Origin of the sequence: Pseudomonas sp. (assembly GCF_051660785.1) — a bacterium.
Taxonomy (GTDB): Bacteria; Pseudomonadota; Gammaproteobacteria; order Pseudomonadales; family Pseudomonadaceae; genus Aquipseudomonas.
This window is the reverse complement of the sequence record NZ_JBOFQE010000039.1, coordinates 79,242-103,406: the sequence shown is the minus strand read 5'-3', so window position 1 is coordinate 103,406 and position 24,165 is coordinate 79,242. Positions and strand designations below refer to the sequence as shown.

Below are 24,165 nucleotides of genomic sequence, written 5' to 3'. Positions count from 1 at the left end.
CGGCTTGCTGGCGATAGCGGTGGGGCAGGCGACAAGTTAATCGCCTGACGGACGCTATCGCCAGCAAGCCGGCTCCTACAGGGCGCGCGTACATCTGGAGAGTAAACAGTGCACTCAATTAAAAAGTTCGTGGCAGGGGCATTCTTGGTGTTTGCGGCAAGTGCTCAGGCGGATGACGGTATTGACCGCATGACCCTCGCCGATATGCGTCATGCGTTGAATAACGGGACAATCAGTTCTGAGCAACTGGTCCAGCACTATCTGGATAACATCCGGGCGAACAATCATCAGGGCCAACACATCAATGCGCTGGTGACGCTCAATGAGCAGGCGATCGAACAGGCGCGGAAGTGGGATGCTGAGCGGGCGAAAAATCCCGATGCCAAATACCCTGCGCTGGCCGGTATTCCGTTCGTGGTGAAAGACAACTTCGACACCGCCGGTATGGTCACCTCCGGTGGCTCCTACGTCCTGCGTTCGTCTGTGCCGAGCCAGGATGCCTTCACCGTCAAGAAGCTGATCGACGGGCAAGCGATTCTGCTCGGCAAAGCCAACCTGTCGGAATTGGCCGCGTCCTTTGGCTGGTTTGGCTACAGCTCGTTTGGCGGGCAGACGCTGAATCCGAGAAACACCAAGCGCGATGCGTCTGGCTCCAGCAGCGGCTCTGCTGCCTCGGTGGCAGCCGCGTTTGCACCGTTCGCACTTGGGTCCGATACCAGCGGCTCGATCCGCGCGCCGGCCAGCGTGACCGGCACGGTGGGTTTTCGACCTTCGCTGGGACTGATCAGCCGCAGCGGCATCATTCCGCTCTCGCTCGCGTTCGATACCGGTGGCGTCATCACCAACAGCGTGCTGGATCAGGCCATCGTGCTGGATGCGATCAAGGGCCAGGACAAAAGCGATCCGGCGACGCTCGACCTTGTGGCCGACAAAATACAGTTCGAGCCAGCGCTGAACCGTTCCTCGCTGCAAGGCAAGACCATCGGGGTGATCACCAATTTCAACGGTGCCAACCCGGAGGTGGATGCGGTGTTCAAGTCAGCGCAGGAAACCCTCGGCAAGCGTGGGGCGCATGTGGTTTCCATCGAGCTGCCGAAGGCATTTGAAACCTTGTGGAGCGATGTACTCGGCCCAGTGGGAGAGAGCGAATTCAAACCGCAATTCGAACGCTACCTGGCCACCCTCAACCCGAGTCAGCCGCGAACGCTTGCGCAGTTTCTCGACCTGGCGAAAAAAAATCAGGCTGAAAACGGTCCGCATGGGATGAACCCGGCGCGCCTGGCCGGGCTGGAAGCAGTATCGAAAACCGAAAGCACCGACTCACCGCAATACATCTCGATTCTCTCAAGGAAGATCCCGCAATTGCGTACGGAGCTGTTGGGCATCATGAGGAAGAACAAGGTGGATAGCCTGTTCTTCGCGACCATCAATTGCCCGGCGTCGGTGGTTCACGGCGTGACCGATGACAGTTATGTGTGCAAATCCGGTGATACCTACGCCTCGTCGTACATTGCCTCCGCCACAGGATTTCCCGAAATCACGGTGCCGGCAGGCACCATCAAGGGCAATCTGCCGGTCGGCGTTTCGTTCCTGGGCGGCTACGGCGAAGACGCCAAGATCGTCGGCTTTGGTTACGCGTTTCTCGGGCGCTGATCGTTCAGATCTGTTCCAGCAACCAGGTCCGGAACGCGACAAGGGAGGGCAGCATTTCGTTGCGCGGCGGGTAAGTCAGGTAGTAACTGCGCTGGCTGGCAAAGGGCTGGTCGAGGCTGATCAGCTCTGCGTTCGCCAGCTCGTCGGCCACCAGAATACGCGGCACCAGACCGATGCCGATGCCGGCCCTGACAGCCTGGATCAAGTGTGAGGTGAGTTCGAAACTCGGCCCCAGCCGCATCATTCGATGGGGCAGGCCGTGATGGCTGAACCACTCGCCCCAGACGTTGGCATTGCTTGCGACGTTGAGCAGCGTCTGCCCGCCAATGCGCTCCGGCGTCCAGATGTCATGGGCCTCGGCCGCTTGTGGAGACATGATCACCATCAATTCTTCCGTGTGCAGGCGATGGCTGATCAAGCCCGGCAGATCGGCATTGCCGACGACGATCGCGGCATCGATACCGCTGGTTTCGAAGTCGATGGCGTCGATCCGGGAATTGATATGCACCAGCATGCCCGGATGGGTTTTGTAAAAGTCATGAAGGCGCGGCAGTAACCACTTCGAGCCGAACGTTGGCAGTGTGGCCAGGCGCAGGGTGCCGCTGCCGGATTGATACGCCATGGCCTGCAACGTGGCGCTGCGGATGCGTCCGAGCGCTTCGCTCATTTCCCGCTGATAAAGACGACCGACATCGGTCAATTGCACTTGCCGGCCTTCACGGCGAAACAGGGTCAGGCCCAGTTGCTGTTCCAGCGCCTGGACTTGCCGGCTCACGGCGCTTTGGGTCAGTGACAGTTCCATCGCGGCGCGGGTGTAGCTTTCATGGCGGGCGGCGGCTTCAAAGGCCAGCAGCAACGACATCGAAGGAGTGAGGTGACGGTAATTCATTCGTAAAAGTCATCGATAGCGGCAGGATTATCCGTTTGTCCGGCGCCAGAGCCTGCAGGATCATTGGCATAGCCGACGACCTGAGGCTGACTCATTAATGCTCAGGCGACAAGTGTTTTGAATTTTCCCGTGATTAGACCGACAAGAGAACCGCCTGCGATGATCGCCCAGTTGCCCACCGTTGCACTCGCGGCACAGTACCCGGAATTTCTTCAAGCCCTGCGCGTCAGCGGCTTCCGCGGTCAGCTCAGCGCCGACTACGCCACGCGCACCGTGCTGGCGACCGACAACTCGATTTACCAGCGCTTGCCGCAAGCGGCGGTGTTCCCCATGGACGCGGACGACATAGCCCGCATCGCGACCTTGATGGCCGAACCACGCTTTCGCCAGATCAAACTGACCCCGCGCGGCGGTGGCACCGGCACCAACGGCCAGTCGTTGACCGATGGCATCGTGGTCGACTTGTCGCGGCATATGAACAGCATTCTCGAAATCAACGTCGCCGAGCGCTGGGTGCGGGTGCAGGCGGGCGTGGTCAAGGACCAGCTGAATGCCGCGCTCAAGCCCCACGGGCTGTTCTTTGCCCCGGAGCTGTCAACGTCCAATCGCGCCACCGTGGGCGGCATGATCAACACCGACGCCAGCGGCCAGGGCAGTTGCACCTACGGCAAGACCCGCGATCATGTGCTTGAACTGCACAGCGTACTGCTCGGTGGTTTACGCCTGCACAGCCAGCCTTTGTCTTATGCAGAACTGGAAGCGGCGTGTGTGCAGCCCGGCCGCATCGGCGAGGTGTATCGGACAGCGCGGCACATTCAGGAAACCCAGGCCGACCTGATCGAGTCAGTGTTCCCCAAACTCAACCGCTGCCTGACCGGTTACGACCTGGCGCACCTGCGCGACGAGCTCGGGCGTTTCAACCTCAACAGCGTGCTGTGCGGTGCGGAAGGTTCGTTGGGCTACATCGTCGAAGCCAAACTCAACGTGCTGCCGATTCCCAAGTATTCGGTGTTAGTGAATGTTCGCTACGGCAGCTTCATGGACGCGCTGCGCGACGCCAATGCGTTATTGGCGCACAATCCGTTGTCCATCGAAACCGTGGATTCCAAAGTGTTGATGCTGGCGATGAAAGACATCGTCTGGCACAGCGTCGCCGAATATTTTCCGACGGACGCCGAGCGCCCGACGCTGGGCATCAATCTGGTGGAATTCAGCGGTGAAGACCTGGCGGATGTGAATGCACGGGTGGCATCGTTCGTGGCGCATCTGCAGGCCGACACGACCATCGAGCGACTGGGCCACACGCTGGCCGAAGGTGCCGAAGCGGTGACCCGCGTCTACGCCATGCGTAAACGCTCCGTCGGGCTTCTGGGCAATGTCGAAGGCGAGATCCGTCCGCAGCCTTTCGTTGAGGACACCGCCGTGCCGCCGGAGAAACTGGCCGACTACATCGCTGAGTTTCGCGCATTGCTCGACAGTCATGGCCTGGCCTACGGCATGTTCGGTCACGTCGATGCCGGCGTGCTGCACGTGCGCCCGGCACTGGACATGAAAGACCCGGCGCAGGCCGCGCTGGTCAAGCCGATTTCCGATGCCGTGGCCGAGCTGACACAGCGTTACGGCGGCTTGCTGTGGGGCGAGCACGGCAAGGGTTTGCGTTCGGAATACGTCCCCGGTTTTTTTGGCGAGCTGTACCCGGCGCTGCAATCGCTCAAGGGCGCATTTGACCCGCACAATCAACTCAACCCCGGCAAGATCTGCACGCCGCCAGATGCCGCCCAAGGCTTGCTCAAGGTCAACGAAGTCACGCTGCGCGGTGATCTGGATCGGCAAATCGACGAGCGCGTCTGGCAAAGTTTCGGCACCGCTGTGCACTGCAATGGCAACGGCGCTTGCTACAACTACGACCCCGACGATGCGATGTGCCCTTCGTGGAAAGCCACCCGTGAACGCCAGCATTCGCCGAAGGGCAGGGCGTCATTGATTCGCGAGTGGTTGCGTCTGCAAGGCGCGGCCAATATCGACGTGTTGCAAGCGGCCCGGGGCAAGTTGTCGTGGCTGAACGGGTTGCCGACGCGGTTGCGCAATAACCTGGCGCGCTCGCGGGGTGAGGCGGATTTCTCCCATGAAGTCTACGATGCGATGGCGGGGTGTCTCGCCTGTAAATCCTGTGCGGGACAATGCCCGGTCAAAGTCAACGTGCCGGAATTCCGTTCGCGGTTTCTGGAGCTGTATCACGGCCGCTATCAACGTCCGCTTCGTGACTACCTGATCGGTTCGCTGGAGTTCACCCTTCCTTACATGGCCTGTGCGCCTGGTTTGTACAACGCGGTGATGGGCTCTAAATGGATGAGCCGCTTGCTAGAGCGACAGGTCGGCATGCTCGACAGTCCGCTGATCAACCGCTACGACTTGCAGGCCACGCTGACCCGCTGCAGCGTCGCCGTTGCCAGCGTGCCAGCCTTGCGCGAGCTCACTGGTGCGCAACGTGAGCGAAGCGTGGTGCTGGTGCAGGATGCTTTCACCCGGTATTTCGAAACGCCGTTACTGGCGCGCTTAATCGAGTTGGCGCATCAGTTGGGCTATCGCGTGTTTCTGGCGCCCTACAGCGCTAACGGCAAGCCTTTGCATGTCCAGGGCTTCCTCGGCGCATTTGCCAAGGCAGCAATCCGCAACGCCACTCAGCTCAAGGCGCTCGCCGACTGCGGCGTTCCGTTGGTTGGGCTGGACCCGGCGATGACGCTGGTCTATCGCCAGGAATATCAGAAAGTGCCGGGGCTTAATGATTGCCCAAAGGTCTTGCTGCCCCAGGAATGGCTCATTGATGTGCTGCCTGAAAACCCGCAGCCAGTGACGCAGACATTCCGTTTGTTGGCGCACTGCACCGAGAAAACCAACGTCCCGGCCAGTACAGCGCAATGGGAAACCGTGTTTGCCCGGCTTGGGCTCAAGCTGGTGACTGAGGCGACGGGCTGCTGCGGCATGTCCGGAACGTACGGTCATGAAGCACGAAACCAGGACACTTCGCGGACCATTTTCGAGCAGTCATGGGCGGGCAAACTGGACAAGGCGGGGGAGGCGCTGGCGACGGGGTACTCGTGTCGCAGTCAGGTAAAACGCCAGGCCGACAGGCAACTTCGCCATCCGCTGGAGATTGTGTTGGAACAAGTGCGAGCAGAGTAGGGGAGTTTGATCCTGCGGCTATCAGCCAATAAGCCGCGAGGGTGAAAAGACCTCGCGGCTGACCTCGGTTGTTTTCAGAAACGGCGCTGGGCAAGCGGTTTCAGAAGTGGTGAGGTCGGGGACACAGTGCCCCGGCTCTCATCATTCAGAAGCGAGTGCGGCAGCCCCTTGTTCCTGTTGGGTATCGGCGGCCGTCTGCCGATCCACTTTGAACCATGCCGCATACAACGCCGGGACGAAGAAGATCGTCAGTAGCGTCGCCACGGTAAGGCCGCCCATGATCGCAATGGCCATCGGCCCCCAAAACACACTGCGCGTCAGCGGGATCATTGCAAGCACGGTGGCCAGCGCCGTCAGCATCACCGGACGGGCCCGGTGAATGGCAGCATCCAGCACTGCGTTCCACGGGTCGCGCCCTTCGGCGATCTCGATCTGCACTTGATCGATCAGGATCACGGCGTTGCGCATGATCATGCCGCCCAGTGCAATGATGCCCAGAATCGCAACGAAGCCCAGCGGTGACTGGAACACCAGCAGCGCCGGCACCACACCGATCAGGCCCAGCGGTGCGGTCAGCACTACCATCCACATGCGGGAGAAGTTCTGCAGTTGCAGCATGAGCAACAGCAGGATGGTGATCAGCATCAGCGGGGCCACCGCGAGCAGCGCCTTGTTGGCCTTGTCACTTTCCTCAACGGCGCCGCCCGTGTCGATGCGATAGCCCGACGGCAGTTTCGCTTCGATGCCTTTAAGCAACGGCTCGATCTCCTGCGTCACCGATACACCTTGCTCGCCATCTATCACATCGGCACGCACCGTGATTGCCATGTCGCGGTTGCGGCGCCAGAGCACTGGCTCCTCCAGCCCGGAACGCACCTGGGCGACTTGCGACAGGGGCACAACCGTGCCCTGGCGCGTGTAGAGATTGATATCTTTCAGCGTGTCGAAGTTCAAGCGTTCCTCGGGTACGGCGCGGGCGACGATGTCGATCAGGTCCTCGCGCTCACGCAGCTGCGACAGGGTTGCGCCGTTCATCACGGTCTGGGTCGCCAGCGACACATCAGACGGCGTCAGGCCGAGCGCGCTCGCCTTGTTCTGATCCAGTTCCACCTTCAGCGTGCGCACCGGGTCGTTCCAGTCGAGCTGGAGGTCGCGGACCTTCGGGTTGGACGCAACCACGTGTTCCACCTCGCGAGCGATCTGGCGCACCTTCTGGGTGTCAGGCCCTACGACGCGGAACTGCACCGGGTAGCCGACAGGTGGCCCCAACTCGAGCCGGGTCACGCGCACCCACGCCTGCGGGAATTGTTGGTCGGCCGAGGCCACCAGCCGCGCACGCACTCGCTCGCGTGCCTCCAGATCTTTGGTCATTACAACGAACTGGGCAAAACCCGGATTGGGCAGCTCGGGGTTGAGCGAGAGATAGAAGCGCGGTGCGCCAGCGCCGGTGTAGGCGGTATAGAAACGCACGTCCTCGTCTTTTGCCAGGATCTCCTCCATGTGCTTGACCTGCTCGGTTGTCGCGGCGAACGAGGAGCCTTCCTTGACGCGCAGGTCTATGACCAGTTCAGGGCGCGAACTGTTGGGGAAGAATTGCTGCGGCACCAGCTTGATGCAGGCCAGAGCAAGCACCAGAGCGCCAACCGTCGCACCGATGACCACCCAGCGACGCTCGATGGCGGCGTCGATCAGGCGGCGCAGGCTGCGGTAAAACTTGGTGTCGTGCGGATCAGCGTGCTGGTGCTTGCCCAGGTCGTTGGGCAGCATCTTCACCGCCAGGTACGGCGTGAAGATGCCGGAACAGACCCACGAGAACAGCACCGCGGCGCCTACGATCCAGAAAATGCCACCCGCGTACTCGCCGGTGGTGGACTTCGAGAGGCCGATCGGCAGGAAGCCCACGACGGTGATGAGTGCGCCGGTCAGGCGCGGCATGGCGGTGGACTGATAGGAGAAGGCGGCCGCCTTCACGCGGTCCATGCCGGTTTCCATCTTCGCCACCATCATCTCGATGGCGATAATCGCGTCATCCACCAGCAGTCCCAACGCGATAATCAGTGAGCCGAGCGAGATGCGCTCGAGGTTCCAGCCCATCGCCAGCATCACCAGCGCCACGCCGCCCAGCACCAGCGGCACCGTGGCCGCGACCACGAGGCCGGCGCGCCAGCCCAGGCTGGCGAGGCTCACCGCGATCACGATGATCAGCGCCTCGGCCAGCGCGCGCCCGAAGTCCAGGATGGCATCCTTCACCGTGGTGGGCTGGTCGGCCACAAGTTCCAGCTCCACGCCATGCGGGAGCTCCGACTGGATCTTTGCGACGGCCGTGTCCATCGCTTTGCCAAGGTCCACGATGTTGCCATCGCCGGTCATCGTGATGCCGAGCATCAGCACCGGCTGGCCGTTGTGGCGGACCGTGTAGGTGGGCGGATCCTCGAAACCACGAGTGACGGTCGCAATGTCGCCGAGCTTGATCAGCCGGCCGCCTGCCGCGATGGGCACGTTGCGGATAGCCTCTTCGCTGGCAAATTGGCCGCTCACGCGCACCATGACGCGGTCGCCCTGGGTGTCGATCTGGCCGGCGGGCAACATGGCGTTCTGGCTTTTGAGGCTGTCGGCGATGGCCAGCGGAGTAATGCCCAGCGCTGCCAGGCGTTCGTGCGAGAACTCGACGTAGATACGCTTGGCCTGTTTGCCGATCAGATCGATCTTCTTGACCATCGGCACCTGCAGCATCTGGCGCTTGATGTTTTCGGCCGCGTCCGTCAGGTCGGCGTGACCGACGCCGTCGCCCTTGATGGCGTACATCAGGCCATACACGTCGCCGTACTCGTCGTTCAGGATCGGGCCGATCACGCCGTCAGGCATCTCGAGGCTCAGGTCGTTGAGCTTCTTGCGCGCCTGGTACCAGGCCTCGCGCTGGTCAGCCTTGGAGACGCCGCCGCGTACGGTGAGCGTCATGCCGGCGTAGCCTTGTCGCGCGTAGGTGACCACCTTCTCGAAGTTGTCGATCTGCTCGAATTTCTTCTCCATGCGGTTGAGGACCTGGTCCTGCAACTGCTGGGCAGTGGCACCCGGCCAGATGACCATGGCGGTCATGGAAGGCACGGAAAAGTTCGGATCCTCGAGTTGACCGAGCCGGGTGAAGCTGAAGGCACCGGCCACCGCGACAATGAGGAGCATGAACAGGACGAAGGCGCGATGGCGCAACGCCCAGTCGGTGAGGTTGAAATTGTTCATCGGGCGGCCTGCTGCGTGGTATTGGCGTCAACGATTGCCGCACCGGGGAGCGCGACTTTCAGTCCGGACGTCATCTTCTGGACCCCGGCGGTGACGACCAATACGCCAGCCTGCGGCCCGGAGACGAGCACGTCGTCGTTGCGGTAGCCCCAAACGGCCACACGCTCCAGTTCGACGGTACCTACCGGATCCTTGCCCGTGGGCGTGACCACCCACAGTGCCGGCTGACCGCCGTTTTGCGTCAGTGCCGAGGCTGGCACCGTCGCCACGGAAACGTTGGTCATGACACGCTCGGCCATCACTGTGGCGGTGGCGCCCAGCGGTAGCGCCTGCACCGGCTTGAGCCGTGCGCGATAGGTGCGCGTCTGCGCTGCAGCCTGCGGCGATAGCTCGCGCAGCGTGACATCGAAGACTTCGCTTGGCGCACTGGCCAGCGACGCCTTGAAACGCACGTCGTTGAAGACGGCCAACTGATCCTCGGGTACGTCAATGACGATTTCGGATTCATCTGGATTCGCGATCGAGACAACCGGTTGACCCTCCGGCACGACCTGCCCGGCCTCAAAGCGCACAGCCGTGACGACGCCGCTACGAGAGGCGCGCAACACAGTGTATTTGAGCCGGTTGCGCGCCAGGTCGAGCTTGCGTGCCTCGGCCTCGGCAGTCGCATGCGCGGTCTGGGCATTGGTCTGCGAGCGCTCGGCGTCGGCCGCACTGACCGAGCCGTCAGCCTTCAGCGCGGTCAGGCGCTGGCGGTCCGAGTCGGCCTGACGCGTCTGCTCAACTGCAACCGTCCACTGTTGTCGCGACGCTTCCTCAGCGAGGCGGTAATCGCTGTCGTCCAGCACAGCCAGGATGTCGCCTTCGCGCACGAGCTGGCCCACCTCGACCTTGCGCTGGGCAACCTTGCCGCCAACTCGGAAGGACTGGTCGACTTCATGCCTAGATTGTACGGTGCCCACGTAGCGACTGATGTCGCGGGCATTGTCGTAGCTGATTTCAACGGTGTGCACGGGGCGTGGTGCCTGCACGGCGGGCTGGTCGGGGCTGCACGCGGACAGCATGACGGCTACGGCCAAAGCGCCGGCCGCAGTAAGCGAATTCTTCAAGACGGTTCCTCTTTGGAAAACGACAGATTCTTAGGAAAGTGGTGGCCGGTCGGCTTTGGCGGATGCGGTTGGATTAGAGGGTTGTTCGAACACCTGCCAGCCCCCGCCCAGAGCCTTATAGAGCTGCACGCTGTTGATCAGCAGGCGGGTGTTGCTTTCATTGGAGTTCAGACGTGCCGCCAGACGCGCCCGCTGCGAATCCAGCAGCGGCAACAGGTCGATCTGCCCGCGGTTATAGAGCGACTGGGCGCGGTTCTGTGCAGCCTCGGCGGACGCGGCGGCCAAATGCAGCGAGCCGGCGCGGCGCCGCTCCTGCGCCAGGGTGACGAGGGCGTTCTCCACATCCTCGAGCGCCCGTACGATGCCGTCTTCGGCGCGCAGCAGCGCCTCTTTTTGAGCACTTTCGGCAGCCTCGTTGATGGCTTGCGTGCGCCCGGCGTTAAAGAGCGGCATCGCCAGCAGGCCCGCCACGTTGGTGAAGCGTGCGACGCCGAGATCGGCGCCGTTCAGGCTCAAGCCCTGGCGGCCGAAGGAGGCATCGAGGAACAGCCGCGGGAACCACTCGGCCGCGGCCTGCTTGCGGCGCGCATTGGCTGCATCGAGTTGCGCCATCAGCGCCAGCACGTCAGGTCGGCGTTGCAGCAGCTCGGCGGGCTGGCCCGGCTTGGCCTCGGGCACCACTGTCACATCGCTAATCGAAGTCTGGATGTTCGCGGTATTGAAGGACTGGTCGGCAATCAGCACCGCGATACGATGGCGCGACACAGCCACCTGCGTTTCTAGAGGCGGAATCTGCGCCCGCGCCGACAAGGCGTCGGTCTGCGCGCGTTCGACGTCGAAAGCGGATGCCAGCCCCGCCTGCTGGCGAGCGGCAACCAGACGTAGCGTCTCTTCCTGCATCGCTGAAATAGCGCGCAGTGTCGCGACCTGGCGTTGCGCACCGACCAGAGTGAAGTAGTTGCTGACCACGTCGCTCATCACCAGCAGGCGCACGCCGCGCATGCTGTGTTCCGCGGCCAGCGCATCGGCGTCAGCCGCCGCTGCGCCGGCTCGCAGACGGCCGCTCAGGTCTAGCTCCCACGAGACGTCCAGACCTGCACTGGTGGTTTTGGTATCCGGATAACCCTGTTTCGTGGCCGAGCTGTAGCCGCTGCTGCGGTCACTGCCGGAGACGGATGCTCCAACGCTCGGGAACAGCCAGGACTGGCTGACCGTTTCGCCGGCTCGTGCGGCGTGCAGGCGTTCGGCGGCGATCTTGACGTCGCGGTTCTCACGCGCTGCCCGGCGCACCAGATCCGTCAGCAGCGGATCGTGGTAAACCTCCCACCATGCCGCCTCGGGTTCCATCTCGGAGGCCGTGCTCGCGGCGAAGTTGCTCGGCAGGTCTATCGACGGCGTGAGCACCTCCGTGGAGCAACCGGTCAAGACCAGGGCAACAGTCGCGGCGAGCGCTGCCCCCATGACGATGCTGACCACGCGCTCGGCATTTTGCAGGGGTGTCTGCCCGTTGCGGGTCAACAGTTGGAAAGCTGGAAGTCGTGGCATCGGATTGGGGCTCGTGAAGATTCGAGGTGGCATCAGCGTAGGGCCCGGTGTGCGCGAAGTCGTCAGCGAAGGGTCGCCGTTCGGTCACCATATCGAGCGTTGATTGGGGGTGGAGGCGTCATTCGCCGCCGGTATCGGCCGTGTGCTCGCCGGTTGCCGACGCGAGGTCCGAGGCAATCGACTCCAACAGCTCTTCGGCGGACGAAAACTCGCGCTGTCGTCCGGTGACCAGGTTTTCGAGACGGCCCACGAAGGCCCCCGGCGCGGCGTCGCTGCGCAGCTTCACTACGTACGAGCGGCGGCTCGGGTATCTGGATTCAGGGTTCAGGATCATCGCAGACCAGGGGGGCAAGAAAGTTCGACGACAGCGTAAGCCGCCCCCCTGGGTCGAGTCGTAAGCGAAAGGTCAGGCTTTGGTCGGGACAGGTTAAGGCCTTGAACACCGCAGCCCCCTGCTCGCGATGACGGCAGTACATCCAGCATCAATATTGGCTGACCCACCGCTATCGCGAGCAGGCTCGCTACCACAAGTTTTTGCCCTTAACGCTTCAAGTCGACTGTGCAGCCTGAATCAGCGAGCGCGCACGTTGCGCCAGATCGGTTCCGTCAATTTCGGGCGACTGGTCAACCAGTGTGGCCAATGCCTGTAGGTCCTCGGCCGCAGCATCATGGTGCTCGCACAATTCGACCAGCGCTTGCAGTTCCAGCCACGGTGCTTCCTGGGCACGAGCCTCCTCAATCGCGCGCCGCACCGCAGCGATACCGGCATCGGGCCGACCCTGCGCTCGCGAGATCGCTGCCTCCAGCAGCAATAGCTGCGGCAGGTAGACGCGCTCGCCCAATTCCTCGCCCATCCGAAATGCTTCCTGCAGCTCGACTTGCGCTGCGTTGCAATCACCTGCGAGCAGCAACGCCTCGGTGGCGTACCCGAGTACCTCGCTGGCACCGGAGCGCATTCCAAGCCCGGTGTGTTCTTCATAGGCTTCACGGATGCGACGGTAGCCATCGCGCGGCGTACCGTTACGCGCGTCGGCCCAGCCGTGCCACCAGCGGCAAGCCGTACGCCCGAGTGCGAGTGAATATTCATCGACCAGCGCCTGCATGTCGTCGGCCAACGCAGCCACGCGCACGTGGTTTCCTAATCTGACTTCGATCAACACCTCCTGCCAGGCGGCGACCAGCCATGTCATGGGCTGGCGCAACGTCTGCGCACGTTCTCGTGCCTGCTGCAGGTGGACCCGGGCTTGCTCAATCAGGCCAGAACGCACCAGTTCTATGGCCAGCATGCCGTGCAACATGACCTGAGGATCAGTCGCAAAGACCTCGTTCGCCCCGATGTCCAGCGGCTCGGCGATCGCAAGGGCGCGCTCTAACCAATGGCGGGTCGTTTGCGTGTCTCCCTGCATATGATGCACCTCGCCCTGGACGATGCACGCCGCCAGCATGAGCTCTTGATCATTTGCATCCGAGGATAGGGCTTCAGCACGCTTCGCCACCTCAAGCGCCAGCGCATAGTCGCCGCGCAGACCCAGCAGATAGCCGAATCCGTGCAGCAGGCGACCACGCATGGGATGTTCAGGTACATCTGCCAACAGCGTGTAGGCGCGTTCGAAAGCGTTCCTGGCTTCGCTGCCGACACCGAACAGGTGGAATGCCGAGACCGCCTGCAGCGTAGCCAGGGTGATTTCGCGGGCGCTGCGCTCCGTTCCTTCGGGTGCCTGCATGAGCAAGACCAAGGCGCGTTCGGTGAGGCCAATGCACAAGCCCGGGCTGAAGTGCAGTAGCGCGGCTTCTGCGGCCTCGGCGTAGTAACGCAGCGCAATCATCGGCAGGCGGGCGCGGTCGAAGTGCATCGCCAGTTCCGAGGCAGCAACCGGCACGCCGGTCGTGCGCTCGCGTTCGAGGGCAGCGCCGGCCTGGCGATGAAGTTGAGTGCGCAATGATCGTGGCGTGCGTTCATACAGCACCTGGCGAAAGAGGGCATGCCGGAACGAATAGGGTTGATCTAGCGTCTCGTCAACTTTGGTAGTCCGGGACTGCGTGAGCCAGACCTGCTCGTGCATCAGCTCCTCACACGCGCTGGCGACCGAAGAGAAATCGCGCTCAAGGGCCAGCGAAACCGTCTCAACCCGGAATTCGACCCCGCACACCGCGGCGGTCGAGAGGAGGGCACGTTGCTCCGGATTCAGCCTGGCGATGTAGTGATCAATAATGGCGGCGAGGTTTTCGGGGACCGCCAGATCCGCAAGCCGAGACTCGATGGTGGCTTTGTCGTCCTTCGGGTCCATCACTTCACGGGTGATGGACGAAACGAACAAGGGCACACCATCGGTCCGCTCGTGCAGGGCGCGCACAAAGGCTTCATCGCGTGCCAGCGAGGTCGAGCGCAGCGCAACATAATCAGCGACCTCGGTTTCCGAGAACGGGTCGAGCACCACTTCCTCGCACAAACGCTGCAGACGCAATTCATGGCGCAACGAGTTGAGCGGATGTTCTAGTGCTACAACCTCGGCAAGGCGGAAGCTCGACAACCACATAAGCCGCGCGCGGCCACGTCGCCGCGCCACATAGTCGATAAGCTGAACCGTAGCCCGATCGCTCCAATGCAGGTCTTCGGTCACCAGCATCAGCGGGCGCTGCTCTGTGTAGCGGTCCAGTAATTCACCCATTTCCCTCAGCATGCGATCCGGGCCGACGCCGGCAAGCTCGCGCCGCAACGCTTCTTTCTCCTGCGCGGTACTCAACCACGGGAGTTGCAGCAGCCAGGTCGGTGCCACGGCGCGCATCAGCGGTGGCAGAGTGGGGTCGCTGCGGCACAGATCGGCTAACGCTTCCAGTACCGGCAGATACGGTTCGCCGGCGCCATAGTGCTCCACGCAATGGCCGCGTGCGCAGGCGACATCGCCAAGGTTTTCGAGGAAATGCTCGATCAGCGTGGTCTTGCCAATCCCCGGCTCGCCGGCGAGCCAGACCACTGAACGCTGGCCGCCATTCGCCCGCTCCCAGGCGCTTCGTAGCCTCTCGACCTCGTCAGCGCGACCGATGAATGACGGTGACGAAGGTGTACCGGCAGTTGAAACCAGGGTGAACGCAGGCGGCAGCGAAAGTGCGGAGGAGGGTGGGGCGATGAAGCGATAGCCGCGCCGCGACACCGTCTCGATGAACCGAGGCTGCCTGGGGTCGTCGCCCAGAACTTTGCGCAGATCGCTGATGGCCGTTTTCAGGACCGAATCGCTGACGAACCGATGTCCCCACACCGCATCAAGCAAGGCGTCCTTGGTCACCAGCGATCCTGGCTGGCGTGCAAGCGCGCATAGCAACGTGAAAGGCGTTGGTGCCACTGCAACGGTTTCTCCATGACGCAACAGGCAGGCGTTGGACTCGTCGAGCTCGAATTCGAAGAAGCAGAGCAGGACTGGATCTGGATGGGGCTGCAGACGTGCCACGGTTGATTCCTAAAGACTGAAACAGGGTTGTGCGCCGCGAAGCTGCACAGGGGACGATGTTGAAAACCGATGTGCCCGACTTCCCTGTTGACCAGCCATTTGAATCAACGGCGCTCCAGTCTCTGCAGTCTTGAGCCATTGGTGCAATGACAACGCTGATCGGCTCTGAAGCCAAGCGTCGCCGGTCGGAAACTGGCACACGCGCACACTCGGTTCAGGCCGCGCAATTCGGCTCGCCCCTTGGCCTCATCGCGGCTTGAGCATGATCTCAAAGATTAATGACAAAAACATCAATATTGAAATATCTCTCAATATTGAATACCTTCACCGTGCCTGACGATGGGACCTCGCGTCTCACGACTTCAATCACAACAAGGGCTCGAGATGAACAACAACAAGAAAGTTTGCGAATTGCCTCCCGCCGCCGTCGACGTGCTGATCATCGGATATGGTCCGGTAGGTGCGACAATCGCCGCGCTGCTCGGCCGCTATGGCGTCACGACCCTGGTCCTGGACAAGATCCATGACATCGTACTGATGCCGCGTGCCATTGCCCTGGACAACGAGGCGCTGCGCATCCTGCAACTCGCAGGTCTGTCGGAAGATGCTTTCGAGAAAATCGTAATCCCTGAGGTGAAGATGCACTCTCCGGTTCTCGGGCAATTCGGTCGAGCCAATACACAGGGGTGTATCGACGGCCATCCGAAGCTTGTGACGTTCTATCAACCCGATCTCGAACGAGCGATGCGCGCCCAGGTGTCCCGGCTGAAGTCTGTAAATAGTCTGGGTGGCTACGAACTTGAAAATCTAACTGAGGAAGCGGGTTGCGTGGTCGCCGCTGTACGGGATGAAAACGGACAGTCGCATTCCGTTCGCGCCCAGTACCTGATCGGTGCAGATGGCGCGAGCTCCAGGGTAAGGACGCTGATAGGCCAGGAATTCGATGGGCAGACCTACGCGGAGGATTGGCTGATTGTCGACGTCAAGAACCGGCATAAATCTGCGATTGATCACATTGAGTTTCTCTGTGATCCGTGCCGTCCGACGCCGCACATGCCCGCACCCGGCGGCAGGGAGCGTTGGGAGTTCATGCTGCAACCCAATGAGTCTCGAGAGGAGCTGGAAAGCCCGGAAAGCATCGCCCGGCTGATCGCGCCATGGATCAACCCGCAGGAGCTGGAAGTCGAGCGCAAGGCGGTTTATCGATTCCACGCTCGCTGCTGTAACCGGTTCAGCAAGGGGCGAACTTTCCTCGTTGGTGACGCCGCACACATTACCCCTCCATTCGTCGGGCAAGGCCTCGTAGCCGGACTTCGAGATGGCGCCAACCTTGCCTGGAAACTGGCTTGGGTCCTTCGCGGCCATGCCGCGCCTGCAATACTCGATACCTATGACGTAGAACGCCGTCCCCACGCTCAGGCAATGATCAATCTAGCGAAATTAATGGGCCGTCTGGTGATGCCCAAGAACAAGGTCGCCGCTTTCTTCGTCCACGGCCTGATGCGCACGCTGGCGCTGACTCCCTCGACCAGAAGGTACTTCGAACAGTTGGACATCAAGCCGAAGAACACCTTCAAACACGGTCTGTTTGTGCAGCATCGCCGAGGCGACAAGCTGGTGCGTGGCAGTCTGTTTCCCCAGGCCTGGACTCGCAACCTGCAAAAGCAGATCAAACTGAGCGACGATGCGCTTGGCGATAACCTGACCCTGGTTGGCTTCGGTGTTGACCCGTTGTCACTGCTGACCCCTGATCAGATTGTTTCCTGGGAAAAAATGGGAGGCCACTTTTTAGAAGTCAGAGCACGCGGCCAACGCTCCGGCGGCAGCTGTGACTTCATCGAAGACATGAACCATGAGATCCTGCCACTGGCAACCAAGGGAACGCTCGTCGCTGTTCGTCCAGACCGAATCATCATGCACCACGCCCCCGGCACTGAGGCAGGCAACCTCCTTCGAGACTGCGGGAACCTGCTGGCCAGCGAAGGCGCCACTGCGGACAGCGTTTCCATTACCATCAACGCGCCCATTAAATTGCGAGCTTGATCATGCATTCCCCCACACTTCCTTTAGAAAGTGATGCGCCAGAACCTCTCACGAGGGGTCACAAGAAGCGTGAGCGCACCCGCCGCGGCCTGATGGACGCAGCATTGCGCCTTATCGCACGTAAGGAAGTGGGGGAGATCGCACTGCTCGAGGTGGCTGCGGAAGCCGCGGTATCCAATGGCACCATCTACAACTATTTTCGGACTCGCGATGAAGTGCTGGAGGCGGTGGGCATTGCCATGGCCGCCGAGTTCTCCGATGCCATTTGCGCACTCAGCGCGGACGTGAACTGCGGTGCGCAGCGGCTTTCGATCGGTGTGCGCATGTTTGTTTGTCGGGCTGCGGCCGACCACCAATGGGCGAATGCGCTGCTGCGCATCATTCATTTCGACCAGGCCATGCGCTCGCGCCTGGCTGACCATGTACTGGGCGATCTGCGCGAGGGGCTGCGTGCGGGCACGTTTGCTTACCAGGACGAAGGGGTCGCCCTGGATATCGTCTTATCGTGCACAACCGGAGCCATGCGCTCGGTTGTCGAGGGAAGGGCAGTGGCGGAGCACGATCTGCGGGTCGCCGAAATGGTTCTCCAGGCTCTGGGTGTCACACCTGCCAAAGCCAGGAAAATCGCCGGCAAGCCGCTACCGGCCTGATCCTCTACCTGCCTTGATCAATCCATTGCCGATAGCTCTTCGCCTGGCGACGGGCTTTCAACTGATTGCCGATCAACGCCATGAGTGGCGACGTCCCGGGGTTCGTCCGTTTTCCCTGGCTCAGCAGGCCAAGCTGTTTCTTGATCACCGACGCCACTGCAAGCGAAGCCAGCGCCTTGTTCTTCCAGCGGACCACGATCGGTTCCACTTTGATGTCCCGACCCGCTATCCACTGTTTCGGCAGGGCTGGCTCGATTGCTAACGCAGTGGCAAGGCCGACCATCGATATCGAGCCGCTCACCACGCGCTCCGCGACCTCCTTTCTACGCACGCCGCCGGTAACCATCAGCGGCATGCGCGCTATTTTTCCTATTTTCTCCGCGAATTCGAGAAAGTAGGCCTCTCGAGCCAGCCGGCTGCCATCGCGGGTCTGCCCCTGCATGGCCGGGCTTTCGTAACTGCCACCCGACAACTCGACCAAGTCGACCGCCTTGGCGTTCAGCATTTCCACCACGCGGGCCGCATCCTCGGCATCGAACCCGCCGCGCTGAAAGTCTGCGGAGTTGAGCTTCACTGCGACGCAAAAGATCGGTGCAACTCGCTGACGTATGGCGTCGATGGTTTTTAATAAAATTTGCGCACGATTTTCGAGGCTGCCGCCCCAACGGTCATCACGCCGATTGGTCAGGGGGGAAAGGAATTGGCTGAACAAGTAGCCATGCGCGGCATGAATCTCCACACCGGTGAATCCGGCACGCTCGGCCAGCACCGCCGCTTGGGTGTAGCGCCCGATCAGCTCTTCGATCTCCTGCTCCTCCAAAGCCCTGGGCGGCACGAACGCTTTTGAAAGTCCGGGGATATCGACCGCCACTGCGGAAGGACCCCTTGCCGATTGTCCCATTGAAGCCAATAGCTGGCGTCCCGGATGATTGATTTGCATCCAGGCCTGGGCTCCACGGCTGCGGCAAGCATCGGCCCATAGCTTGAACTTGCCCAGATTCCGACCGTCCTCAAGCACTACGCCGGCCGGTCCGGTCAAGGCATGGCGGTCGACCATGACGTTGCCAGTGATGATCAGACCGGCTCCACCCTCCGCCCAACGCTGGTAGAGCTTGACCAACGCCTCGCCCGGAGCGTGTTCCTCGTTGCCAAGATTCTCCTCCATGGCAGCCTTGGCGATTCGGTTTGGAATCACCGTGCCGTTGGGCAATCGAGCGGTTCGGAGAGATTTGAGCCGGTCATGTTCTGTCCTTCAGCTGATGAAAAGTCGACCAACGTAATTGAACATGCGTGTTCAATTATGTCAATGTGCAGGGCTTGAAATGATTCAATGACCTCAAATCCTGTTATTCGGTTTGTCAGGTTCTAGGCCGGTTTTTTGGTTAGACAATCCAGCATGCTAAAAAATAGTGTTGACGTAAAATGAACACGAGTGTTCAATCGGTCCATAAGGTAATCCTGGAGAGAGCCGTGGAATCCCTGAATCCAACACAGCGCCGTATTCATCAAGCCGCCTTTCGCCTGTTCGCCGAGAGAGGCACTTCACAAGTGAACATTCTTGATCTCGCGCAAGAGGCGGGCGTGGCGCGCGGAACGGTTTATAGCAACATCGACAGCATGGAAAGCCTGTTCGAGGCGGTCGCCAGCCAGCTCGCGAGGGAGATGCATGAGCGCGTCAACAAGAGCTTCGACGACCTTTCGGATCCCGCTCATCGTCTTGCCAATGGCATACGATTCTTCATTCGCCGAGCGCACGAAGACTCCCAGTGGGGCGCGTTCATCCACAAATTCGCCATGAGCAATTCGGCGTTGCGCGAAATGTTCAGCAGCCAGGCAACCAAGGATCTTCTGAGCGGGCTTGCCACTGGGCGCTACTCGTTTGCGCAGGAGCAATTGCTCTCGGTACTGACGCTGATATCGAGCAGCGTATTGGGTTCGATTTTCCTGGTATTGGAAGGTCACCGAACGTGGCGCGAGTCGGGCTCTGATACCGCCGAGCTGGTACTGCGGGCATTGGGTGTACCGTCAGAAGAGGCTCGTGAGTTGGCGACCAAAGAGTTGCCGACACTTTCATCTCTCGACTGAGTTCGTAATTGATTTAACTGGATAAACCCCTGTTTTTCAGGGGTTCGGCACAGTTTTGCCCAAAAAACCGGAAAACAAGAACAATGAACAACAAAATCGAATTACACCGGTTGGCGACGCAACAACCCGCCCGGCATCCGCAGCCGACGGTGAAGGCCCATGATCTGACTCACCTGATCTTCCAGCGGCCGGACTTGAATGCAGCGGCGCGCTTCCTCACTGACTTCGGCCTGACGGTCAGTCGGCAGGACGCCGATACGCTCTACCTGCGCGCCACCGAAGCGACTGCCTACTGTTACCGTGTCCAACGTGCCGAACAGGCACGTTTTATCGGATTCGGACTTGCCGTGCAGTCTCTGGAAGATCTGGAGAAGCTCGCTCGAATCCCGGGTGCTTCATCGATTGAAAAGTCGGAGCATCCTGGCAAAGGGTGTTACGTCAGGCTGACGGATCCTTCCGGTTTCATCGTGGAAGCCGTCTGCGACCAGACGCTGTGCAAACCGCTGGCCCATAGAGCTCCTTTGAACTGGAATCTGGCGCACGAGCAGCCCCGAATCAACGCCACACAGCGCCCGCCGATTGCTCCCCCTGAAGTCCTCAAGCTTGGTCACATCGTCATTGAAGTCGCCGACTACCAAGCGACCTGTGCCTGGTATACGCGGCATTTCGGGTTTATTCCCAGCGATGTGCAGGTACTTCCCGACGGCACGCCTATCGTCACTTTCATGCGCCTTGATCTCGGTGACACTCCGGCGGATCACCATACGCTCGCGATTGCGCAAGGGTTCATGGCCACCTACAGCCATAGCGCCTACGAAGTCGTCGACGCAGACGCCGTGGGTATGGGGCAGCGCGTTTTGCGCGACCGCGGATGGAAGCATTCATGGGGTATCGGCCGGCACATTCTGGGCAGTCAGATCTTCGATTACTGGCAAGACCCTTGGGGTGACAAACACGAGCATTACTGCGACGGGGATCTTTTCACCGCCACCCGGCCTGGGGGCATTCATCCGGTCAGCCCCGAAGCAATGGCGCAGTGGGGGCAGCGCATGCCCAAGAGTTTCACCAAACCCAAGTTGAACTTGACCAATTTGCTTCTGCTGATCCGCAACTTGCGACGCAGCCCGGACCTGACCCTTCGGAAGTTGATAACGCTCATGCGGATGTTCGGGTAGAGCTGCCGCCATGTCGTGCAATTCAATCCGGTTTCGCCGGCGGGACGTGCTTAAAGCCGGCGCTTTGATTGCCGGCGGTGTGTGGGTCTACACCGTTGCCGGCCCCGTTTCAGAACAACACCACAGTTCTCGCGCCACCGAACGCGGGACAAACGCCGCTCCAGGAGTACCTTCAATGTCTGCTGTACACGTAGTCCGCTTTGAATTTGAGAACGGTATCCACTGGGGCGTGCTTCGCCAGGGCCGTATCACCGTTGTCCCCGGCGTTTTTGAAACCACCGGTGACTTCATTAGCCAGAACAGTCTCGACGACCTCGCTCAACTGAAAGGTCCGGAGTTGGAAGAGGGCGACGTAAAACTGCTGTCGCCGGTGACCCGCAACCAGCAGTTCGTCTGCCAGGGTGCCAATTACCGTCAGCACATGATCGAGTCGGGCATGGACCCTGATGCGAAGAAATTCAACATGATCTTCACCAAGGCGACGAGTTGCCTGGTGGCAGCTGACAGCGACCTGATCAAGCCGCGCCACGTGCGTTTCCTTGACTACGAGATCGAACTGGGCCTTGTGATGAAGCGCGCAATCACTGGGTCTGTTTCTGTCACCGACGCCAATCTGCATGAGTTCATTGCCGGCGTCGTCATTGTCAACGACTACTCGGCTCGTGACATTCAGATTCCCCAGATGCAGTTCTACAAGGGCAAGAGCTACCGCACTTTCGGCCCGGTCGGCCCGTACCTCTGCCTGCTGGATGCCAGGAACATGCATTACCTGAAAGAACTGCAGCTGCGCCTGACGGTGAATGATCAAGTGCGCCAGAACGACAGCACGGCCAACCTCGTTTACGGTCCCGCTGAAACCCTGACCGAACTTTCCACCTTGCAAGATTTCGCCGTTGGAGACTTGATCGCTACCGGTACGCCTGCCGGCTGCGCCTTGACGATCCCTTCGCCTGCCAAAATGCGCATTGCAGCCCTGCTGCCTGAAGCCACCAAGTGGATGCTTTTCCTCAAGGCGCAGGAAGGCCGGACGCAGTACCTCAAAGCCGGTGACGTGGTCGAGGCGCGTATTCGTAGCGCCGATGGTGTGGTCGACCTCGGTGTACAACGCAACTGCGTCGTGGGGGAAGCCTGATGGTTGTGCAGACCCTGGATGACATCGAAAGTCTCGAACGAGTCTCCTTGTCGGAGCGTGGTCTGGCTTGCAGCACTTATGAAGCCCTGCGACAGGCGGCCAAGCGCAACCCACAGGCACCGGCGCTGAGTTTCTTCGCTGATGCTGCCGATTTCAAACGCACCTGCAAGTGGAGCTACTCCCAGCTTTTCGCGGATATCACCCGCGCGGCAAATGCCTTCCATGACTTGGGCATACAACCGGGCCAGGTGCTTGCCTTCATCCTGCCAAACCTGCCGGAAACCCACTTCACCCTATGGGGCGGCGAGGCGGCAGGGATCGTCATGGCGATCAATCCGCTGCTTGACGCCAAGCAGATGGCCGGCTTGCTGAATGCCGCAAAGGCATCCGTGGTGGTGACACTCGCGCCGACTGCGGGCAGCGATCTTTGGCCCAAACTGGCTTCGCAGCTGGATCAGTTGCCGACGGTCCAGTCTGTCGTTTGGGTCAGCATGGAGCCCTATGCCGCCGAGACTGTGCGGGGGGCGCGCAACGCCATGGCATTGAAGGAACGAGAACTACACAGCGACATCGCGATCCACGATTGGCAATCGCTGATGAATGATCAGCCGCACACACACCTCAAGAGCGGTCGGCAAATCCGCCAGGATGAGTGCTCCTCCTACATTTGTACGGGCGGCACCACCGGACTCCCCAAGATCGCCGCGCGTACCCATGGCTCGGAAGTCTTCAACGCATGGGCCGTGGCCGCCCACTTGCAGCCACGCAGCGGTGGTCAGGTTATCTTTTGTGGCCTGCCGCTGTTTCACGTCAATGGCCAGTTGGTGACTGGACTGATGCCTTGGACTCAGGGCGATCATGTGATCCTCGGGACGCCTCATGGGTATCGTGGCGAGGGGGTGATCCCACGATTCTGGGAGATGGTCGAGCACTTCGGTATCAACCTCTTTTCCGGCGTGCCTACTGTCTATGCGGCGCTTCTGCAAAATGAATGGCAGGGGCGCGATCTTTCAAGTCTGCGCTTTGCCATGTGTGGCGCCGCACCCATGCCGGCTGAGCTTTTCCGAGAGTTCGAGAGCCGGACCGGGGTAAAGATCCTTGAAGGTTACGGTCTTACCGAGGGTGCCTGCGTCTCTTCAATCAATCCCCCCCATGGCGAGCGCCATATCGGCTCCATCGGGATACGGATCGCCTACCAGAATATGCGCGCGGTCTTGCTCAATGATTCTGGAGAGTATCTGCGCGACGCGAACGTGGATGAGATCGGCCTGATCACTATCAGTGGACCGAACCTATTCAACGGCTATCTGGAGGAGCGTCATAACCAGGGCCTCTGGATCGATATCGACGGTCAGCGCTGGCTGAATACGGGCGATTTGGGTCGCCAGGATGCGCAGGGTTATTTCTGGCTGACCGGGCGCAAGAAGGAGTTGATTATCCGTGGCGGCCACAACATCGATCCCAAGCAAATCGAGGAGGCTCTTCAGACGCATCCTGCCGTTGCCTTGGCCGCTGCAATCGGCAGCCCCGATGCCTATTCGGGGGAGGTGCCGGTCGCCTACGTTCAACTACGCCCCGGGCAAGTGTGCAACGCCGAAGAACTTCAGGTGTTCGCTCATCACAACATCAGCGAGCGCGCAGCAGTGCCCAAGCGCATTGAAATTCTTGACGCGTTGCCACTGACTGCGGTGGGCAAGATATTCAAGCCCGCTTTGCAGCAGCGGGAAATTGCCAAAGTAGTCCAGCTGGAAGTGGAACGTCTGGGGCTTTCGGGTATTGCTGTTGAAGTGGTGCAGGACAGTCGTTGTGGGCAGGTTGCCTGCGTCAGGGCCGGCACTGACCAGGAAGTTTTGGCTCCGCTCTTGGGGCGTTACAGCTTTCAAGTCGATTGGATTAATTGAACTCCTGAATTCACGCCCTGGCGCTGTTGCGCCAAGGCCTTTTACACACCATCGATCAACTCCAACCGGCACTGAGAAGTGCACAGGACGGCGAAGCCTTGCCTGCGTGCAATCAAC

General features: G+C 60.8%; 14 protein-coding genes and 1 pseudogene. 8 read left to right on the top strand and 7 right to left on the bottom strand.

The genetic code is table 11. The annotated features are described in order from the left end of the window. Positions 1 to 108: 108 nt before the first annotated feature. Positions 109 to 1,653, top strand: coding sequence for an amidase family protein (locus tag ACRC4F_RS09620; protein ID WP_438659089.1), 1,545 nt, complete (start codon positions 109 to 111; stop codon positions 1,651 to 1,653). A 4-nt stretch (positions 1,654 to 1,657) separates the two neighbouring features. On the opposite strand, the gene ACRC4F_RS09615 is transcribed toward ACRC4F_RS09620, so the two are convergent. Beyond that, a complete protein-coding gene (locus ACRC4F_RS09615) occupies positions 1,658 to 2,542 on the bottom strand; it encodes a LysR substrate-binding domain-containing protein (protein ID WP_438659088.1) in 885 nt (294 codons plus the stop codon). Positions 2,543 to 2,701: 159 nt separating this feature from the next. Between ACRC4F_RS09615 and ydiJ the strand changes: the two genes are divergently transcribed. Continuing rightward, on the top strand, positions 2,702 to 5,725 hold the full coding sequence (gene ydiJ, locus ACRC4F_RS09610) for a D-2-hydroxyglutarate dehydrogenase YdiJ (RefSeq protein WP_438659087.1): 3,024 nt from the start codon (positions 2,702 to 2,704) through the stop codon (positions 5,723 to 5,725). 141 nt (positions 5,726 to 5,866) lie between these two features. Here the strand turns inward: ydiJ and ACRC4F_RS09605 are convergent, their stop codons facing one another. The 5 genes from ACRC4F_RS09605 to ACRC4F_RS09585 form a co-directional block, all read right to left on the bottom strand. Next, on the bottom strand, positions 5,867 to 8,962 hold the full coding sequence (locus ACRC4F_RS09605) for an efflux RND transporter permease subunit (RefSeq protein ID WP_438659086.1): 3,096 nt from the start codon (positions 8,960 to 8,962) through the stop codon (positions 5,867 to 5,869). Beyond that, positions 8,959 to 10,071: an efflux RND transporter periplasmic adaptor subunit gene (locus ACRC4F_RS09600; RefSeq protein ID WP_438659085.1), complete on the bottom strand. Its 1,113-nt coding sequence runs from the start codon at positions 10,069 to 10,071 to the stop codon at positions 8,959 to 8,961. The genes ACRC4F_RS09605 and ACRC4F_RS09600 overlap by 4 nt, the downstream gene beginning before the upstream one ends. Before the next feature lie 30 nt (positions 10,072 to 10,101). Next, positions 10,102 to 11,616, bottom strand: a complete 1,515-nt coding sequence (locus tag ACRC4F_RS09595) for a TolC family protein (RefSeq protein WP_438659084.1) — start codon at positions 11,614 to 11,616, stop codon at positions 10,102 to 10,104. Positions 11,617 to 11,734: 118 nt separating this feature from the next. Beyond that, positions 11,735 to 11,950 (bottom strand): hypothetical protein, encoded by a 216-nt coding sequence (locus tag ACRC4F_RS09590; RefSeq protein WP_438659097.1) that lies wholly within the window; start codon positions 11,948 to 11,950, stop codon positions 11,735 to 11,737. A 214-nt stretch (positions 11,951 to 12,164) separates the two neighbouring features. After that, positions 12,165 to 15,062 carry an AAA family ATPase gene (locus ACRC4F_RS09585; protein ID WP_438659083.1) on the bottom strand — a complete coding sequence of 966 codons (2,898 nt, stop codon included), beginning with the start codon at positions 15,060 to 15,062 and terminating at the stop codon, positions 12,165 to 12,167. 384 nt (positions 15,063 to 15,446) lie between these two features. Here ACRC4F_RS09585 and mhpA point away from each other — a divergent pair, with 384 nt between their 5' ends. Then, entirely contained in the window at positions 15,447 to 17,105 is a 1,659-nt protein-coding gene (gene mhpA / locus ACRC4F_RS09580; protein WP_438659082.1) for a bifunctional 3-(3-hydroxy-phenyl)propionate/3-hydroxycinnamic acid hydroxylase MhpA, read from the top strand. Positions 17,106 to 17,107: 2 nt separating this feature from the next. Beyond that, on the top strand, positions 17,108 to 17,755 hold the full coding sequence (locus ACRC4F_RS09575; RefSeq protein ID WP_438659081.1) for a TetR/AcrR family transcriptional regulator: 648 nt from the start codon (positions 17,108 to 17,110) through the stop codon (positions 17,753 to 17,755). 4 nt (positions 17,756 to 17,759) lie between these two features. On the opposite strand, the pseudogene ACRC4F_RS09570 reads toward ACRC4F_RS09575, so the two are convergent. Continuing rightward, positions 17,760 to 18,997, bottom strand: a pseudogene (locus tag ACRC4F_RS09570) (NADH:flavin oxidoreductase/NADH oxidase family protein). Positions 18,998 to 19,225: 228 nt separating this feature from the next. On the opposite strand from ACRC4F_RS09570, the gene ACRC4F_RS09565 reads away from it, so the two are divergent. The 4 genes from ACRC4F_RS09565 to ACRC4F_RS09550 all read left to right on the top strand — a co-directional run bounded on the left by ACRC4F_RS09565 (position 19,226) and on the right by ACRC4F_RS09550 (position 24,048). Next, entirely contained in the window at positions 19,226 to 19,840 is a 615-nt protein-coding gene (locus ACRC4F_RS09565) for a TetR/AcrR family transcriptional regulator (RefSeq protein ID WP_438659080.1), read from the top strand. Between the two features lie 83 nt (positions 19,841 to 19,923). Continuing rightward, entirely contained in the window at positions 19,924 to 21,015 is a 1,092-nt protein-coding gene (locus ACRC4F_RS09560) for a VOC family protein (RefSeq protein WP_438659079.1), read from the top strand. A gap of 175 nt (positions 21,016 to 21,190) precedes the next feature. Then, the gene (locus ACRC4F_RS09555) at positions 21,191 to 22,147 is read left to right on the top strand and encodes a fumarylacetoacetate hydrolase family protein (RefSeq protein ID WP_438659078.1); all 957 of its coding nucleotides are present in this window, start codon (positions 21,191 to 21,193) and stop codon (positions 22,145 to 22,147) included. Further along, the gene (locus tag ACRC4F_RS09550) at positions 22,147 to 24,048 is read left to right on the top strand and encodes an acyl-CoA synthetase (protein ID WP_438659077.1); all 1,902 of its coding nucleotides are present in this window, start codon (positions 22,147 to 22,149) and stop codon (positions 24,046 to 24,048) included. The genes ACRC4F_RS09555 and ACRC4F_RS09550 overlap by 1 nt, the downstream gene beginning before the upstream one ends. Positions 24,049 to 24,165 lie beyond the last annotated feature (117 nt).